The sequence below is a fragment of the Streptomyces sp. NPDC017943 genome (genome assembly GCF_044328425.1).
Classification (GTDB): domain Bacteria; phylum Actinomycetota; class Actinomycetes; order Streptomycetales; family Streptomycetaceae; genus Streptomyces; species Streptomyces djakartensis_A.
This window is the reverse complement of record NZ_JBIRHH010000004.1, coordinates 338533-354600: the sequence shown is the minus strand read 5'-3', so window position 1 is coordinate 354600 and position 16068 is coordinate 338533. Positions and strand designations below refer to the sequence as shown.

Genomic DNA, 16068 nt, shown 5'->3' with positions numbered 1-16068 from the left:
CCTCGAAAATCGAACACATGATTGAATTCGAAGCATGCGAACGTTTCCCGACGACCTCGTCCGAGTGCAGCGGGAGTGGAGCGCCACCTACCGTCAGCTCGCCGACCGCCCCGGCCGCACAGAACTGCGCCGGCGCCTGCACCGCCTCTCGGTCCGGGCGTTCTTCCACCCCTACTGGCGGCAGCGGCGCCCCAGCCCCGCCGCCTGGTGGGAACTGCGCGAGCTGGCCCACCGGGCCGGGGACACGTCCGGCCGGGTCGCCCGATGACGCGCCGGCATGCGGGTGACCACACCGCGGACGATCCTGAAGACATGGCCGGACCGATCCGGGTGATCGTGCACCCCCCGTCACCTTCCGGGGGCCGGCGCGTGCGCGTGGACGGCGAGATCCTCGGCCTCGCCCACAACCTGGCCGACGTGGCGGAGTTCCTCCGCCGGGCGGGCCTGGACGTGGAGCCGTCGGACGTGGCGCGGGCCCCGTGGATCGACTGGCGCGGCACGGGCCCGGACGTCTGGGGCCCGGACCCGACGGACTGAGCCCGCCTGTCCTACGGACGACGAGGGCGGTCGGTGTCCCAGGGCAGGAACCCGTTGACGGCGTAGCCGGTGATCTTCGCCCGCTGCTCCTGGACGTCGATCCGCCGGGCCTGCTCGATGAGCAGCCCGTCGGCGTTCTCCGTCGCGCTATTGCCCCGCCGCAGCAGCACGACGACGAGCACGACGACGATCCCCGCGAGCCCGCCGAACAGCATGCCGATCTCCAGCACGCGACTTCCCCCCCATCGGTCCGGCAGCGCCCCGCACGAGGACGTACGGGCAGCCTTCCCCACGGATGCGACGGCCACTCGCCGAAACGGGCGCGCCGGCTAAGGGGAGTCGTCGACACCGAGGTCGGCACGCATGGCGTCCTTCTGCGCCCCCACGCAGGGCCAGACCTGCTGATGCAGTTCGTCCTCGAGAGCCTGGAGCCCGGCCGCCGACCCGGACAGGGCGGGCGCCTGCTGCTTGATCTTCCCGTACGCGGCATTCAGCCGGTGCTTGGCGACACTGCAGGCGCGCAGCACGGGCTGTGGCGCGATCATCTGCGCCTCCGAGTAGCGGTCCCGGTAGGCCGCCCGACTGGCTTCCAACTCCGCCAGCGCGGCGTCGGCATCACCGTCGCGCCGAAGGGCGTGCAGATAGTTGTTCATGGTGGTCAGGAACTGCCGGGACGCGGTGTTCAGCTCGATGTAACACCGCCGCCGCAGGTCGAGGCTCTCGCGCTGCCGTACCTGGGCCTGCTCGGCCCGCAACAGCGCCTCGGCGTGCTGCCGTTCCTCACGCCGCTGCTCGGCGGCGGCCTGCAACTCCAGCCGCTTGGTGCGATCGGCACGGTTCTGCGTCAGCAGCGCGGCCCCCAGGGTGCCCACCACACCGACGACGGCGACGACCAGCCCGGCCCAACTCCCGCCCACGCAACCTGCCTTCCTCGCACGAAGACCCGCAAGAAGGCTCCAAGCTAGCGCTTCGAGAGCCGCCCGCGCCGCACCGATGCGGGCCGCGCTCGCACGGCCCACGTGTACACGGCCAGACCGAGCGAGACCCGCACCATGGCGTCGGCCCACGCCGGCACCAGGCTGCTCCAGGAACCCCACCCGAGGCTCCACAACGCGAGCAGACCGAGGGCGCCCGCCACCAGGACCGCGCAGCCGTACCGGACGAACGCCGAGCGGCCCCTGCCCCACCACGCGCCGACGAGCCCGGCGGGAACCTGCACGAACACGTGGAGACCCACGCACGCGACCGGCACGGCGAGAAGCAGAACAAAGGGAGCATCACCGGTAGAGCTACTGCCCGAGCCCGCGTAACCGGCATCCAGCATCCACAGCGGCGGCAGGAGGAAGGTGAGCAGCAGGACGACGCCGCTCAGATGCATGGCAAGGAGATGCCGGACCCATGGGACGCGGGCGCTTCGTTGCCCAGCAGCCGGTAGGCCAACTCTCACGCGCATCTCCCCCTTCGGCTGCCGCTTCACAAACGGTGCTGCATCTGAATACATCATTGTGGTACATGGACTACAATTAGTACATGTCCATGAAGCGCACCAACGTATATGCCGACCCCGAGGACCTGGCGATCATCAAAGAGGCCGCCAAGCGCCGCGGCATCAGCGAGGCCGAGATCATCCGTCAGGGCATCCACCTCGCAGCCATGGCGAACCGGGTCTGGGACGAGCCGCTGTTCTCCCGCACCTTCGCGGGGCCGGGGCGCACGCTGTCCACGTCGGACGTCCGGGACACGGTCGCCGAAGCCGTCCGACGCGAGACCGGCGCGGACTCCGGACCCGCAGCGTGATCATTGTCATCGCCGATACGTCCGGCCTTCTGGCAGCTCTGGACTCGGCGCATCCGGAACACCGGGCGGCGAACGAGGCGATCATGGCGGCCGGCCTGCTGGTCATGTCCCCGCTCCTGCTGGCCGAACTGGATCACGTGGCGACGCGTGAGCTTGGCAGAGATGCTGCCCTCAGTGCGGTCGACGATCTGCGACGCTGGATGAGCCGGGGCCGGGTCGTGATGCCGGAGATCACGGATGACCACCTCGGCGCCGCCCAGTCCGTCCGGGTCCGCTACCGCGCCCTGGACCTCGACCTCGCCGACGCGGTGAACGTGGCGCTCGCGGCCGACTACGACACGGACGCGATCCTCACCCTCGACCGACGGGACTTCCGAGCCGTACGCCCGTTGGGCCGCTACAAGGCGTTCCGAGTGCTCCCTGACGACCTCCCCCTCTGAAGCGACCCATCGGCGGTCAAGTCACCGTTCTGACAGGGGGCTTACGTATATGGAGGGGCAGGGTTCACGGTCGACGGACAGACCGCAGCGACGCCACCCAATGAAACAACCCCCGGGCCTCTGGCCTGGGGGTTTCGCATGGAGCGGGTGACGAGAATCGAACTCGCGCTCTCAGCTTGGGAAGCTGATGTTCTACCATTAAACTACACCCGCGTAAGACGCCGACGAGTCGGTGTCCGAGCGATCGCCACTTTACCTCATGTCAGGCCCCCGGTGTTGATGCCGTGGGGCCTGAGGCCGTTTCAGGCATGGGATGCGGCTGCGGGGGAACCGAGTTGGAGCGTACGGTGGTGCGGTCGAAGAGGCCCCCGACGGCACCGGAGTGCCGCCTGGAGGGCCGTCCCTTTGATCCCGTACTGTGGCTTTTGTCGTCAGGTGAGCAGCAGCCCGACGCGGCTCTTGGGGAAGGGACTCTTGGACTTGATGGAGCGCACCGTCGTCCGTTGTGCCGATGGGCACGTGTTCAGCACCGCTTCGTTCCCGATGCAGAAGGCCGAGCGACTCGGCCCCGGCCGGCTGCTCCGGTGCCCGCGTTGTGCGCGGCTTCGGAGCGTCGTGCCGGTGACCCTGCAGAAGCAGTAACCCGGCGGAGCGCAGGCGTAGCGGACAAAGCAGGCATACGCCGGCATACGGCAGTACACAGGCGCGTGGAGTCGTCCGGTTGCGGGCGCTCCGCGCGCCTTGCGTATCCTCGGGGCGTGCTTCTCTCAGACAAGGACATCCGGGCCGAGATCGACGCCGGGCGGGTGCGTATCGATCCGTATGACGACGCGATGGTGCAGCCGTCGAGCATCGATGTGCGGCTGGACCGCTACTTCCGGGTGTTCGAGAACCACCGCCACCCCCACATCGACCCGGCCATCGAGCAGGCCGATCTGACCCGGCTCGTGGAGCCGGAGGGGGACGAGCCGTTCATCCTGCACCCCGGCGAGTTCGTCCTCGCCAGCACCTACGAGGTCATCACCCTGCCCGACGACCTGGCCTCCCGGCTGGAGGGCAAGAGCTCGCTCGGCCGGCTGGGCCTCGTGACGCACTCCACCGCCGGCTTCATCGACCCGGGCTTCAGCGGGCACGTCACCCTCGAGCTGTCCAACCTCGCCACCCTGCCCATCAAGCTCTGGCCGGGCATGAAGATCGGGCAGCTGTGCATGTTCCGGCTGACCTCGCCCGCCGACTTCCCGTACGGCAGCGAGCGGTACGGGTCGCGGTACCAGGGGCAGCGGGGGCCGACCGCCTCCCGGTCGTTCCTGAACTTCCACCGGACCCAGGTGTGAGCCGACCGGTGATGAGCGACGCTGGCAAGAGGACGGGCGAGGGGATACCGGCATGAGTGACGTACGCGAGAACCTGACCTACGAAAAGTTCGGCGTCGCCGTGCGCGAGCTGGCGCAGACCATCGCCGACGACGGCTACGAACCCGACGTCGTGCTCAGCATCGCCCGCGGCGGTGTCTTCGTGGCCGGCGGGCTCGCCTACGCCCTGGACTGCAAGAACATCCACCTGGTCAACGTGGAGTTCTACACGGGCGTCGGCACCACCCTGGAGATGCCGGTCATGCTGGCGCCCGTGCCGAACGTGATCGACTTCTCGCAGAAGAAGGTGCTGATCACCGACGACGTCGCCGACACCGGCAAGACACTCAAGCTGGTGCGCGACTTCTGCCTCGACACCGTCGCCGAGGTGCGCAGCGCCGTCGTCTACGAGAAGTCGCAGTCGCTGGTGAAGTGCGAGTACGTCTGGAAGCGCACCGACGAGTGGATCAACTTCCCGTGGTCCGTCGAGCCGCCCGTCGTGCGGCGGGACGGGCAGGTGCTCGACGCCTGAGCCGAGCGCGGGGCGGTACGAGACGCGGGAAAGGGCTCCCCTCGGGGAGCCCCTTCCCGCGTGTGCGGGTGTCTCAGACCGTGCCCAGCTTCACGATCGACAGCAGGGCGATCAGCTGGATCGCCGACGCGCCGAGCGCCTTCGGCCAGGGCAGGTCGTGGGAGCGGCCGACCATGAGCGTGAGCAGCAGGCCGCCCGCGACCCAGGTGGCCCAGCCCAGCAGCTGCACGAACGTCGCGTCGCCGCCGGCGAACATCGCGAAGACCAGGCGCGGCGCGTCCGTGAGGGACATGATCAGCATGGACAGGCCGACCGTGGGCTGCCAGGCCCCGTCGCCGCCGAGCTGGCGGGCCAGGGTGTGGGTGACCACGCCCAGGACGAAGGCGCTGAGCACCATCGCGACGGCCGTCGTCAGCACGATGGGGATGGCGTTCGACAGGGTCGCGTTGATCGCGTCCTCGCGGGCGCCGTCGAAGCCGAAGACCGCGAGCAGGCCGTAGAGGAACGTCACGATGAGGGCCGGGCCCCACATGGCGTAGTCCCGCATCTGCAGGAAGGTCTGGTTCGGGGCGAGGACGATCCCCTTCAGCAGGGCCTTCCAGTGCAGGCGCGGGCCGACCGGGCCGGTCGGCGGGGCCGCGGAGCCGGCGCGGTAGGTGTCGCCCTGGGTGTAGGGGTCCTCTCCGACGGAGAAGGCCTGGGTGTGGCCCGGGTTGTTGGCCGCGTACGGGTCCTGCGGGCCCTGCGGGCCGGGCGGGTACGCGCCGTCGCCGAAGTACTCCGGCTCGCCGCCCTGCCCGCCGTAACCACCGCCGTGACCGCCGTGCCCGCCGCCGTGACCGCCGTGGCCGGCGTTCGGCTGCGGCCAGCCCGGGCCGCCGCCGCTGCCGCCGCCGTACGGAGGCTGCTGCGGGTACGGCTGCGGCGCCTGCGGGTAGCCGTAGGACGGCCCCTGCGGCGTCTGCTGCCCGTACGGAGGGTTGTGCGGTCGCGTCTGAGGAGCGCCGTTGTTACGGCCGCGTCCGATCCTGAATCCAGCCACGTCTTCGAACGTACCTGGTCCCGCGCGGTGGCGTGCCGGGCCCGGGGTTCCGGGCCCGGCTTTGCGGCCGAGCTGTGACATCCCTTAAGGGGCAGGGGCCTTGGGCGTCGGTGGGGCGTCGGGGTTCCGCCGTACGGGGGTCGCCCGGCGCCCGCCGGTGTGGGTTAGAGCATGTCCTGGCCGAGCCTCAGGTAGCCGGTCGTGGACATGCCGAAGGAGCCGGGGCCGAAGCTGACCGCGTTCTTCGTGGTGATGCCCGACGCGGATCCGCGCAGGCTGTAGATCGCGCCGGAGGGGTGGTTCTCGCCGTCGGAGCCGATCGACAGGTCGGCCTTGCCGTCGCCGGTGAGGTCGGACAGGCGGACGGCGGAGCCGAAGCGGTCGGCGGACTCGGCGGTGCCGGGGACGCCCTCGGTGTTCTGCGTGAACGACCGGGCGCCGGTGCCGGTCAGGCCGGCCGCCGAGCCGCGCAGCACCGTGACGCTGCCGGCGATCTTCGCCGAGCCGACGGTCTCGTGGATCGTGCCGACGGCCAGGTCGCCGTAGCCGTCGCCGTTCACGTCGGCGATGGACAGGTCGTTGCCGAACCAGTCGTCCTCCTCGTCAGCGCCCGGGACCCCGGCGGTGGCCTGGTTGATCGTGGTCTGCGGGCGGCTGCGGACGCCGTCGGCGCTGCCGGGCCAGACGCTGACCGAGCCGCCGAGGCTGCGGCCGTCGCCGCCGTAGGCCGCGGTGACCACGTCGGCGAAGCCGTCCTTGTCCAGGTCGCCGACCGCGGCGACCTCCCAGCCGCCGCTCACCAGGAACGTCTGCTCGGTGAGGCCGGAGGCGCCGCCCAGGTAGACGAAGCTGCCGTCCTCGTACGTGGACGCCCTGCTGCCGGTGGCGACCAGGTCGTCCGTGCCGTCGCCGTCGACGTCCCCGGCGGCGAGGTGCTGGGCGCCGCGGATGCTGTTGCCGGGCTGGAGGCCGGTGGCGAGCTCGACGCGGGCCGTGGAGCCCGAGGTCTTGGTGAAGGCGCGGTGGATCCAGACGTCGCTGCCGGTGCTGCCGGTCGCGAGGTCGGGGCGGTGGTCGCCGTCGAAGTCGCCGACGGCCAGGGACATGCCGTACTCGTCGTGGGCCGCCACGGCCGGGTCGGGGACGGTTCTGCCGCCGGACAGGCCGTTCTTGCCGCCCCAGACGACGGTGACGGAGCCGCCGTCCGCGTCGGAGCCGACGTCCTCGCCGGTGCTGCCGATGACGAGGTCGGCGTAGCCGTCGGCGTTCAGGTCGCCGGAGGTGAGGGCCTTGCCGAAGCGGTCGCCCTGCTCGGCGGTGCCGGGGATGCCGGTGGTGTTCTGGGTGAGGACGGTGCGCCGGGCGGCGCTGATGCCGTTCGCAGACCCGTAGGTGACGACCACGGCACCGGCGTCGGTCCGGCCGCCGACGGGGGCGTAGGGGGCGGCGGTGGCCAGGTCGCGGAAGCCGTCGCCGTTGAAGTCGTCGGCGTATTCGGCGGGTGCGGCGGAGGCCGGTCCGGCGAGGAGCACCGGGGTGAGCCCGGCCGCCAGCAGGGTGGCGGCCAGGGCGGCTGCTGTGTGCCTGCGCATGCGTGACCTTCCTGGTTGGGGGTGTGTGCGGGTGGGGGCCCCGACCCGGGCCCTAGCCCGCGAGGACGTCTCCGAAGGCGGCGCCCGTGACCGGGCCGGCCACCGTCGCGGCGCCGAAGGACGTGGACCCGGTGGCCGTGACGCCGGACGAGGTGGACTTCAGCAGCCACACCGCGCCGTTGCCGTCGTTCTCGAAGGGCGCGCTGGACACCAGCTCCGCGCGGCCGTCGCCGCTCGCGTCGGTGAGCCGCACGGCGGAGCCGAAGGAGTCGTAGGCCTCGGCGGTGCCGGGGACGCCCGCGGTGTCCTGGGTGAAGGACCTGGCGCCGCTGCCGGTCAGGCCGGACGCCGAGCCCCGCAGGACCGTGACCGCGCCCGCCTGCCGCCGCGAGCCGATGGCCTCGTACGGGGCGCCGACCGCGATGTCGGCGTAGCCGTCGCCGTTGCTGTCACCGGCCGACAGGCTCCAGCCGAAGCGGTCGTTCTTCTCGGCGGCGCCGGGCACACCGGTGGTGTCCTGGGTGATGCGCACGGGGGTGCGGGTGCTCAGCCCGCCGGCCGCGCCGTAGGTCACGGTGATCGCGCCGCCGGGTCCGCCGTTCGGCTCGGTCGCCGACTTCTCCATGAAGTTGCCGGTGACGATGTCGCCGAAGCCGTCCTTGTTCACGTCGGCGATGACGGCGTCGTAGCCGCCGGCGACCTTGCTGCCCGGCGTCAGCCCGGTGGCGGTGCCCTTGTAGAGCACACTGCGGGTGCGGTAGTCGTCGCCGGACGCCTCCTGGCCCATGACCAGCAGTTCCGCGCGGCCGTCGCCGGTGACGTCTCCCGCGACGATCCGGTCGGTGTTGACGCCGGACCGGGCCTGGGTGTCGATGCCGGTGTGTCCGGCGGCCCTGCCGGCGCGGGTGAACGGCCCCTTGAAGAGGTTCAGTTCGGGGGAGGCCACGTTGGCCGCGGCCAGGTCCGTGTCGCCGTCGCCGTCGAAGTCGCCGGTGGCCACGGACCAGCCCAGTTCGTTGCGGTACTCGGGGAGCGGACCGGTCAGGTCCGTCGCCGTCGTGAGACCGCCCGCACCGCCCCAGACGACGGTGATGACGCCCGAGTCGTCCGTGGAGCCGATGCGCTCGGCGTGCACGCCGACGATCAGGTCGGTGTAGCCGTCGCCGTCCAGGTCGCCGGTGGTCATCCGGTCGCCGAAGTAGTCCTGCGCCTCGGGCACGCCCGGGACGCCGTCGGTGGCCTGGCTGATGATCTGCCGCTTGGAGCTGTTCAGGCCGGCGGAGGTGCCGTACACGACGGCGACGTACCCGGCCGCCGTCCTGCCGCCGACCTTGCCGAGCGGCGCGGCGATCACCAGGTCGCGGTGGCCGTCGCCGTTGAAGTCGCCGGACAGGCCGGAGGGGGCGGTGGGCGCGGCGGTCGCCGTCGCCGGGAGGGCCGTGAGGAGGCCCGTGGTGAGGGTCGTGGCCAGGAGGAGGGTGCGGGTGCGCATCGGTTCGTTCGGTCCCCGTCGTCGGCTGTCTGGTCGTGGGCTGTCTTGTCGTGGGCTGTCTCGTCGGTGGCGCTGGTCGCGCTCGTCGCGCGGGTCGCCGGTGGGTCGGTGGTGTCGGCGTGGGCCGGTGGTCAGGAGTCGAGGGCCGTGCCGTAGCCCGGGGTGCCGGCCGTGGAGACGCCGGTCGCGGCCGGGCCGAAGCTCGTCGAGCCGGACGTCGCCGGGCCGGTGGCGGTGCCGCGCAGGAACCACACCGCGCCGTCGCCGGAGTTCTCGCCCGGCGCCGCGACCGACAGGTCGGCGCGGCGGTCGCCGGTGACGTCGGTGAGCGTGACGCGCTCGCCGAACCGGTCGCCCGGCTCCGAACCGCCGGGCACACCCGCGGTGTTCTGGGTGTACGACGTGGAGCCCCCGGTGGTGAGGCCGGACGGCGAGCCGTACAGCACGGTAACGGCGCCCGAGGAGTCGTTCTCGCCCGCGGTGCCGACCACCAGGTCGGCGTGACCGTCGCCGTCGACGTCGCCGAGGGCCACGTCGCTGCCGAACCGGTCGCCCTTCTCCGCGGCCCCGGGCACGCCGGGGGTGTCCTGCGTCAGGACGAGCGGCGCCCGGTCCGCGGCGAGGCCCTCGGGGCCGCCGTAGACGACGGTGACCTTGCCGCCGAGGGCGCCGCCCGCGTCGGCGGAGGCCTCGCGGTCGTTCCCCACGACGATGTCGGCGTGACCGTCCCGGTCGATGTCGCCCACGGCGGAGACCTGCCCGCCGGGCAGCTTCTGGAGCCAATCGTTGTAGTTGCCGATCTTCAGGTCGGCGAGGCCGGTGGCCGCGGCGCCGTCGTGCGCGGTGCGGCCGTGCAGCACCACGCGGGGGTGGCCGTCACCGGCGACGTCCCCGGAGGAGAGGTGGCTGACGCCCGCGGAGGAGGACCACCAGGAGTTGCGGCCGCCCGAGGCGCCCACGGGCGGACTCGTCCTGGTGATGGGCCCGTTGACCAGGGTCAGGGTGACCGGGCCGGTGGATCCGGCGGCGACGTCGAGGTCGCCGTCGCCGTCGAGGTCGCCCGCCGTCAGGGTCCGGCCGTAGCGGTCGTAGTCGGTGTCGAACGGGCTGTACAGCGAACGGGCGCCGCTCAGACCGGACTTGGAGCCCCAGACGATGGCGACCGTGCCGTTGTTGGTGTCGTAGGAGTCCTCGCCGGGGACGCCCACCAGCAGGTCGGCATAGCCGTCGGAGTCGAGGTCCGCGGAGGCCAGGGCCGAGCCGAAGGCGTCGTCGGCCTCGGCGGTGCCGGGGATGCCGGCGGTGTTCTGGGTGAGCAGGGTGCGCGTCGCGGTCTTCGGCCCGCCGGTGGCGCCGTAGACGACGCTCACCGCGCCCGCCCGGGCCTTCCCGGCGACGGTGGCGCCGGGTGCGCCGATCGCGAGGTCGGCGCGGCCGTCGCCGTTGAAGTCCCAGGGGGCGGCGGCGACCGGGGCGGCGTGCGCGGTGGCGGTGAGGGCGAGCGGGGTGAGGGCGGCCGCGAGCGCCGCGGCGGCGATACGGGTGCGCATGGGGGTGGGTGCCTCGCTGGGGAGTCGTCGGGGGGTCACGGGGCGAGGACGGAACCGAGGCCGGCGTAGCCCTTCAGACCGGCGCCGGTGGCCGTGATGCCCTGGGCGCCGCTCGTGGTCAGGCCGGAGGCCGAGCCGCGCAGCGTCCACAGGCCGCCCGTGTCGTTCTCGCCGCTGACGCCGACGGCCAGGTCCGCCTTGCCGTCCTTGGTCACGTCGGTGAGGCCGAGCGACGAGCCGAAGCGGTCCCCGGCCTCGGCGGTTCCGGGCACACCGGCGGTGTTCTGCGTGTACGACTTCACGCCGGTGGCCGTCCTCAGGCCGGAGGCGGAACCGAACAGCACGGTGACCGAGCCCGCGTCCCGCGCCGTGCCGACGTCCTCGCCGGGGGCGGAGACCACGACGTCGGCGTAGCCGTCGCCGTTGATGTCGCCGGTGCTCACCGCCGAGCCGAAGGCGTCGTCGGCCTCGCCCGCGCCGGGCACCCCCGCCGTGTCCTGGTGGACGACGGTCGGCTGCTGCGCCGGGTCGGGGCCGTTCGGGCCGCCGTACCAGACGGTGATCCGGCCGCCCTGGTGGCCGCCGGGCGTGAGGTCGGACGCGTCGCCGAGGACGAGGTCGCCGAAGCCGTCGCGGTTGATGTCGCCGATCGCACCGGCGTAGCCGTCCGCCGTCGTCAGCTCGTCCATCTTGTACGTCATGCCGGTCCAGCGGAACCAGTTGATCTGGCCGCCGGTGTCGCCGTCCACGTTGAACGGGTAGACGCGCTCGGCCGTCCCGTCGCCGGTGAGGTCGCCCGCGATCACCTCGAAGGTGGTGCCGACCTCGCCGACACGGACGTGGCTCACCGGGCCCGAGGTGCGCGTGAAGGGACCGTTGTAGAGGCGGGTGTGGCTCTGGCCGGTGAGGGTGACGTCCGTGTCGCCGTCGCCGTCGAAGTCACCGGTGGCGATGCCCCGGGAGAAGTTGCCGTACTCCGCGAGGGTGCTCGGCTGCGGCAGGCTCTTGCCGCTGGTCAGGCCGGACTTGCCGCCCCACAGGACGGTGCCGGAGCCGACGCCGTCGCGGTCGCCGACGCTCTCGTTGGAGGCGCCGACCACGAGGTCGGAGTAGCCGTCCCGGTCCAGGTCGCCGGCGGCGAGCGCGGAGCCGAACAGGTCGCCCGCCTCGGCCGTGCCGGGTACGCCCGCGGAGTTCTGGGTGATGATGGCCTTGCGGGCGGCCGAGACGCCGGACGACGAGCCGTAGAGCACGACGACGGCACCCGCGCAGGAGGCCGAGCCGACGTCGGCGCACGGGGCGCCGGCCGCGAAGTCCCGGTACCCGTCGCCGTTGAAGTCCCCGGAGAGCCGGGAGGGGGCGGCCGAGGCGGGGCCGGCGGTGGTGAGGAGGCCGGTGGTGAGGGCGGCGGCCAGCAGGAGGGTGCGCTTGCGCAAGGGAGTGCTCCGGTGAGGAGGGGACCGGACCTGGGCGGCCCGGCCCCGGAGGGGTGAACGGGGAGCTCAGTCGCCGAAGTTCGCGCCGAAGTTCGGGTAGCCGGTCGTGGAGACGCCCGAGGCGCCGGGACCGACCGCCCGCGAACCGGTCGCGGTGATCTTCGTGCCGGTGGACGGCAGGTAGAGGACCGAGCCGTCGCCGGCGTTCTCGAAGGTGCCGGCGAGCAGGTCGGCGCGGCCGTCGCCGTTGACGTCGTCGAGCTTGACGTCGGCGCCGAGCATGTCGCCCTTCTCGTCCGAGCCGGGGACGCCCGCGGTGCTCTGGGCGAACGACTGCGCGCCGGACGCCGTGTCGATGCCGGAGCCGGAGCCGTACAGCACGACCAGCTGCCCGGCGTCGGTGACGGAACCGATGTTCTCGCCCGCGACACCGATGACCAGGTCCTGCTTGCCGTCGCCGTTGACGTCGCCCAGGTCCAGCTCGTAGCCGAAGTAGTCGTTCTTCTCCGAACTGCCGGGCACGTTCCCGGTGTTCTGGGTGATGCCGGTGGTGGAGCCGACGCCGTCCGCGGCGCCGTAGGTGATCCACACCTTGCCGCCGTCGGCGGCGCCGGGGAACTCCACGCCGTCGTCCGCCTTGTTCCAGTACATGCCGCTGACGATGTCGCCGAAGCCGTCCCCGTCGATGTCACCGATGCCGGTGACGGGACCGGCCTTCAGCTGCCGGGCCCCGGCGGCGGACAGGCCCGTGCTCGTGCCCATCAGCAGGTAGTTGGCGTTCCAGTAGCGGCCGGTCTCCGTCTCGAAGCCGTCGACGACGAGGTCGGTGCGGTGGTCGCCGTTGACGTCGCCGGCGGTGAGGTTGATCGCCCCGCCCCCCGTGTCCACGGGCGCCTTCACCGAGGCGCGGCCCTTGACGGCGGTGCCGGTGGGGCTGATGCCGCCCTTGAGCACGTAGACGACGTTGGAGGTCGTGCCGACGGCCAGGTCCGCCTTGCCGTCGCCGTCGAAGTCGCCGGCGGCGAGCTTCCTGCCCCAGCGGTCGTGCTTGGTGGGGGCCGCGTCCGCGATGGTGACGCCCTTGCCGGTGATGCCCTGCGCCGAGCCCCACAGGACCGCGACGGTGCCGCCGTCCTTGTCGCTGCCGACGTCCTCCATGGGGGCGGAGACGGCGAGGTCGTCGTAGCCGTCGCCGTTGAAGTCGGCGTAGGCGCTGTCGGTGCCGAACACGTCGCCCGCCTCGGCGGTGCCCGGGGTGCCGGCGGTGTCCTGGCTGAGCACGGACCGCTTCGCGGAGGTCACGCCGCTCTTCGTGCCGTACAGGACGACGAACTGACCGGCGTCCTTCCTGCCGCCCACGTACGCGCCGACGGCGGAGAACGCCACGTCGCCGATGCCGTCGTGGTTGAAGTCGGCCTGCGGGGTGTGCGTCGCGTCGGCGGCGGCCGCCGTGCCGGCGCTGGCCGTCAGCAGGGTGCCGGTCAGCGCCGCGGCGGCGGCCGTCGCGAGGGCGAGGCGCAGGCGGGGGTGCAGGCCGAGGCGCGGGGAGGGGTGCGGGCGCCCGGCGGGGCGCTCGTGCTGGTGCATGCGAGGTCTCCTGCTGCATGCGGGGGATGTCTGGCCGACATCCGCAGTCGATGTGGGGCCGGTGCCGTCCGGTTCGCCGGGAGTTGTCCGGGCGTTCACGGGCGGTCGGCGATCAAGAGACCTGCGCGGGGGCGTAAGGGTTGTACGTGAGTTCGGTGAATTTTCGGACCCGTGGGGCGCGAGGCCGGCCGGCCCGACCCGAACGCCGACACCCCCTGCCCGATGACCCGGGCAGGGGGTGTCCGACGTGAGGTGGGCCGGGGTTACTTCACCGGCTCCGGCGTCGGCGTGTCCGCGGAGTCCGACGTGCCCGCCGGCGGCTCGCCGTCGTCGCCGGAGTCGTCCGGGCCGTCCTCGGCGGTCTCCGCCGGGACCGGCGTCTTCACCGAGTCCAGCAGCAGCTGGGCGACGTCGACGACCGTGATCGACTCCTTCGCCTTGCCGTCGTTCTTCTTGCCGTTGACCGAGTCGGTCAGCATGACCAGGCAGAACGGGCAGGCCGTCGAGACGATGTCGGGGTTGACCGACAGGGCCTCGTCCACGCGCTCGTTGTTGATGCGCTTGCCGATGCGCTCTTCCATCCACATCCGCGCACCGCCCGCGCCGCAGCAGAAGCCCCGCTCCTTGTGGCGGTGCATCTCCTCGTTGCGCACGCCCGGGACGGCGGCGATGATCTCGCGCGGCGGCGTGTAGATCTTGTTGTGGCGGCCCAGGTAGCACGGGTCGTGGTACGTGATGATGCCCTCGACCGGCGTCACCGGGATGAGCTTGCCCTCGTCCACCAGGTGCTGGAGCAGCTGCGTGTGGTGGATGACCTCGTAGTCGCCGCCGAGCTGCGGGTACTCGTTGCCGATGGTGTTCAGGCAGTGCGGGCAGGTCGCGACGATCTTCTTGGCCGACCTGGGCTTCGCCGACTCGGGGACGACCTTGCCCTCGTCGTCCATCTCCTCGCCGAACGCCATGTTCAGTGCCATGACGTTCTCCATGCCGAGCTCCTGGAACAGGGGCTCGTTGCCCAGGCGGCGGGCGGAGTCACCGGTGCACTTCTCGTCGCCGCCCATGATCGCGAACTTGACGCCCGCGATGTGCAGCAGTTCCGCGAAGGCCTTCGTGGTCTTCTTGGCGCGGTCCTCCAGGGCGCCGGCGCAGCCGACCCAGTACAGGTACTCGACCTCGGTCAGGTCCTCGATGTCCTTGCCGACGACCGGGACCTCGAAGTCGACCTCCTTGAGCCACTCCAGGCGCTGCTTCTTCGCCAGGCCCCAGGGATTGCCCTTCTTCTCCAGGTTCTTGAGCATCGTGCCCGCCTCGGACGGGAACGCCGACTCGATCATCACCTGGTAGCGGCGCATGTCGACGATGTGGTCGACGTGCTCGATGTCCACCGGGCACTGCTCGACGCAGGCACCGCAGGTCGTGCAGGACCACAGGACGTCCGGGTCGATGACGCCGTTGTCCTCCAGCGTGCCGATCAGGGGACGCTCGGCCTCGGCCAGGGCGGCCGCGGGCACACCCGCCAGCTGCTCCTCGGACGCCTTCTCCTCGCCCTCCATCGTCTTGCCGCCGCCGGCCAGCAGGTAGGGCGCCTTGGCGTGCGCGTGGTCGCGCAGCGACATGATCAGCAGCTTGGGGGAGAGGGGCTTGCCCGTGTTCCAGGCCGGGCACTGCGACTGGCAGCGGCCGCACTCGGTGCAGGTGGAGAAGTCCAGCAGGCCCTTCCAGGAGAACTGCTCGACCTGCGAGACGCCGAAGACGTCGTCGTCGCCCGGGTCGGCGAAGTCGATCGGCTTGCCGCCCGAGGTCATGGGCTGCAGCGCGCCGAGGGCCGTGCCGCCGCTCGCCTCGCGCTTGAACCAGATGTTCGGGAACGCCAGGAAGCGGTGCCAGGCCACGCCCATGTTGGTGTTGAGCGACACCACGATCATCCAGACGAACGAGGTGCCGATCTTGATCATGGCGACCAGGTAGACCAGGTTCTGCAGCGCCGTGACCGACAGGCCCTTGAAGGCGAGGACCAGGGGGTACGAGGCGAAGTAGGAGGCCTCGTAGTGGTCGACGTGGTGGAGCGCGCCCTCCAGGCCCCGCAGGACGTAGATCGCCAGGCCGATGGTGAGGATGACGTACTCGACGAAGTAGGCCTGGCCGGCCTTCGAGCCCGCGAAGCGGGACTTGCGGCCGGGCCGGTTCGGCAGGTTGGCCAGGCGGATCGCGATGAGCACCGCGATGCCCAGGACCGTCATCACGCCGATGAACTCGATGTAGAGCTCGAACGGCAGGAACGTGCCGATGACCGGGAGCACCCAGTCGGCCTGGAACAGCTGGCCGAAGGCCTGGGCCAGGGTCGGCGGCAGCGTCAGGAAGCCGATCGCGACGAACCAGTGCGCGACGCCGACGATGCCCCACCGGTTCATCCGCGTGTGGCCGAGGAACTCCTTCACCAGCGTGACGCTGCGCTGGTAGGGGTTGTCGGTCCGGGTGCCGGCCGGGACCGGCTGGCCCAGCTTGAAGTACCGGACGAACTGGCCGATCGCGCGTGCGAGCAGCGCGACGCCGACCACGGTCAGAACCAGCGACACGATGATCGCGGCGAGTTGCATGGGGGCTCCTCGGGCCTGCGAGGGGTTTCGTCGGGGTGACCTGTCGTTCTTCAGGCCTACCCGAAATTACTAAGCGGTAACTTATGCAGTCCGTCTGAGACTACCCCTATCTTC

16 protein-coding genes and 1 tRNA gene are annotated in these 16068 nt (G+C 71.7%); 6 read left to right on the top strand and 11 right to left on the bottom strand.

The window, feature by feature from the left end; translation table 11 throughout:
- Window positions 1-34 precede the first annotated feature (34 nt).
- A complete protein-coding gene (locus tag ACH4C6_RS15200; protein WP_398109036.1) occupies window positions 35-268 on the top strand; it encodes a hypothetical protein in 234 nt (77 codons plus the stop codon).
- Window positions 269-312: 44 nt separating this feature from the next.
- The gene (locus ACH4C6_RS15195) at window positions 313-537 is read left to right on the top strand and encodes a hypothetical protein (RefSeq protein WP_398109035.1); all 225 of its coding nucleotides are present in this window, start codon (window positions 313-315) and stop codon (window positions 535-537) included.
- Between the two features lie 11 nt (window positions 538-548).
- On the opposite strand, the gene ACH4C6_RS15190 is transcribed toward ACH4C6_RS15195, so the two are convergent.
- From ACH4C6_RS15190 to ACH4C6_RS15180, 3 genes are all read right to left on the bottom strand, one after another.
- Window positions 549-767: a hypothetical protein gene (locus ACH4C6_RS15190; protein ID WP_398109034.1), complete on the bottom strand. Its 219-nt coding sequence runs from the start codon at window positions 765-767 to the stop codon at window positions 549-551.
- Window positions 768-866: 99 nt separating this feature from the next.
- Window positions 867-1454, bottom strand: coding sequence for a hypothetical protein (locus tag ACH4C6_RS15185; protein WP_398109033.1), 588 nt, complete (start codon window positions 1452-1454; stop codon window positions 867-869).
- A gap of 44 nt (window positions 1455-1498) precedes the next feature.
- Window positions 1499-1915 (bottom strand): hypothetical protein, encoded by a 417-nt coding sequence (locus ACH4C6_RS15180; RefSeq protein ID WP_398109032.1) that lies wholly within the window; start codon window positions 1913-1915, stop codon window positions 1499-1501.
- A gap of 152 nt (window positions 1916-2067) precedes the next feature.
- Between ACH4C6_RS15180 and ACH4C6_RS15175 the strand changes: the two genes are divergently transcribed.
- Together ACH4C6_RS15175 and ACH4C6_RS15170 are read left to right on the top strand one after the other, a co-directional pair.
- Window positions 2068-2334: a CopG family transcriptional regulator gene (locus ACH4C6_RS15175; RefSeq protein WP_398109031.1), complete on the top strand. Its 267-nt coding sequence runs from the start codon at window positions 2068-2070 to the stop codon at window positions 2332-2334.
- Window positions 2331-2774: a PIN domain-containing protein gene (locus ACH4C6_RS15170; protein ID WP_398109030.1), complete on the top strand. Its 444-nt coding sequence runs from the start codon at window positions 2331-2333 to the stop codon at window positions 2772-2774. The genes ACH4C6_RS15175 and ACH4C6_RS15170 overlap by 4 nt, the downstream gene beginning before the upstream one ends.
- 139 nt (window positions 2775-2913) lie before the next feature.
- Here the strand turns inward: ACH4C6_RS15170 and ACH4C6_RS15165 are convergent.
- Window positions 2914-2987: transfer RNA gene (locus tag ACH4C6_RS15165), tRNA-Gly, on the bottom strand.
- Window positions 2988-3532: 545 nt separating this feature from the next.
- Here ACH4C6_RS15165 and dcd point away from each other — a divergent pair.
- Both dcd and ACH4C6_RS15155 read left to right on the top strand, forming a co-directional pair.
- Window positions 3533-4108: a dCTP deaminase gene (dcd, locus tag ACH4C6_RS15160; RefSeq protein WP_333932072.1), complete on the top strand. Its 576-nt coding sequence runs from the start codon at window positions 3533-3535 to the stop codon at window positions 4106-4108.
- A 52-nt stretch (window positions 4109-4160) separates the two neighbouring features.
- The gene (locus tag ACH4C6_RS15155; RefSeq protein WP_398109029.1) at window positions 4161-4658 is read left to right on the top strand and encodes a phosphoribosyltransferase; all 498 of its coding nucleotides are present in this window, start codon (window positions 4161-4163) and stop codon (window positions 4656-4658) included.
- A 73-nt stretch (window positions 4659-4731) separates the two neighbouring features.
- Here the strand turns inward: ACH4C6_RS15155 and ACH4C6_RS15150 are convergent, their stop codons facing one another.
- The 7 genes from ACH4C6_RS15150 to ACH4C6_RS15120 all read right to left on the bottom strand — a co-directional run bounded on the left by ACH4C6_RS15150 (window position 4732) and on the right by ACH4C6_RS15120 (window position 15954).
- A complete protein-coding gene (locus tag ACH4C6_RS15150) occupies window positions 4732-5781 on the bottom strand; it encodes a Yip1 family protein (RefSeq protein ID WP_398109028.1) in 1050 nt (349 codons plus the stop codon).
- An 83-nt stretch (window positions 5782-5864) separates the two neighbouring features.
- The gene (locus tag ACH4C6_RS15145; protein ID WP_398109027.1) at window positions 5865-7292 is read right to left on the bottom strand and encodes a VCBS repeat-containing protein; all 1428 of its coding nucleotides are present in this window, start codon (window positions 7290-7292) and stop codon (window positions 5865-5867) included.
- Window positions 7293-7344: 52 nt separating this feature from the next.
- Entirely contained in the window at window positions 7345-8784 is a 1440-nt protein-coding gene (locus ACH4C6_RS15140) for an FG-GAP-like repeat-containing protein (RefSeq protein WP_398109026.1), read from the bottom strand.
- Between the two features lie 131 nt (window positions 8785-8915).
- Window positions 8916-10334: an FG-GAP repeat protein gene (locus ACH4C6_RS15135; protein ID WP_398109025.1), complete on the bottom strand. Its 1419-nt coding sequence runs from the start codon at window positions 10332-10334 to the stop codon at window positions 8916-8918.
- Between the two features lie 35 nt (window positions 10335-10369).
- Window positions 10370-11770 (bottom strand): FG-GAP-like repeat-containing protein, encoded by a 1401-nt coding sequence (locus ACH4C6_RS15130; protein ID WP_398109024.1) that lies wholly within the window; start codon window positions 11768-11770, stop codon window positions 10370-10372.
- A gap of 66 nt (window positions 11771-11836) precedes the next feature.
- Entirely contained in the window at window positions 11837-13357 is a 1521-nt protein-coding gene (locus ACH4C6_RS15125) for a VCBS repeat-containing protein (protein ID WP_398109023.1), read from the bottom strand.
- Window positions 13358-13620: 263 nt separating this feature from the next.
- Window positions 13621-15954, bottom strand: coding sequence for a (Fe-S)-binding protein (locus ACH4C6_RS15120; protein ID WP_398109022.1), 2334 nt, complete (start codon window positions 15952-15954; stop codon window positions 13621-13623).
- Between the last annotated feature and the right edge of the window lie 114 nt (window positions 15955-16068).